Source organism: Myxococcus sp. CA039A (genome assembly GCF_013336645.1).
GTDB classification, from domain to species: domain Bacteria; phylum Myxococcota; class Myxococcia; order Myxococcales; family Myxococcaceae; genus Myxococcus; species Myxococcus llanfairpwllgwyngyllgogerychwyrndrobwllllantysiliogogogochensis.
On record NZ_JABUMQ010000747.1, the window covers coordinates 1 to 507 of the forward strand.

Annotated in this window: 1 protein-coding gene; it reads left to right on the forward strand. The window is 46.0% G+C overall.

What is annotated here, in order from left to right; all coding sequences use genetic code 11:
• On the forward strand, positions 1 to 417 hold a 417-nt coding region (locus HR086_RS47395), incomplete at its 5' end, for a site-specific integrase (RefSeq protein ID WP_174468964.1).
• Between the last annotated feature and the right edge of the window lie 90 nt (positions 418 to 507).

Below are 507 nucleotides of genomic sequence, written 5' to 3' on the forward strand. Positions count from 1 at the left end.
TACCTGTCTACACCGAAGTCCAAGAAGAGTAACCGAACGATTAAATTAGACGATCGACTCGTCGCTTTGCTCAAACGGCACAGTGTGAATCAGAAAGAGGTTATCCTGCGGTATGTCAATTATAAAGCGTCAGATAAAAACTTGCTTTTCCACCAACAGGACGGCCGATGGCTCAGAACCAACGTCGTACGTGAATATTTCAAAGAAGTATGTAAACGTAGTGATCTCCCTATCCTTTCGCCGCACGCGCTCCGGCATACGCATGCTGTCCATCTTTTGGAAGCAGGCGCAACAATAAAATACGTGTCCGAGCGCCTCGGCCATGCAAGCATCAAGGTCACTGCGGACACGTATCTACACATCACCAAAAAGATCGAGGATGATGCGCTGAAGCTTTATGAAAGTTATGTCCGCTAGTTAAACGGACAAAAAACGGGCAAACCACGTATCGAATCCTTAAAACCCCTGATAAATCAAGGTTATCCAATGCTTCCTTCCATCTCAAAC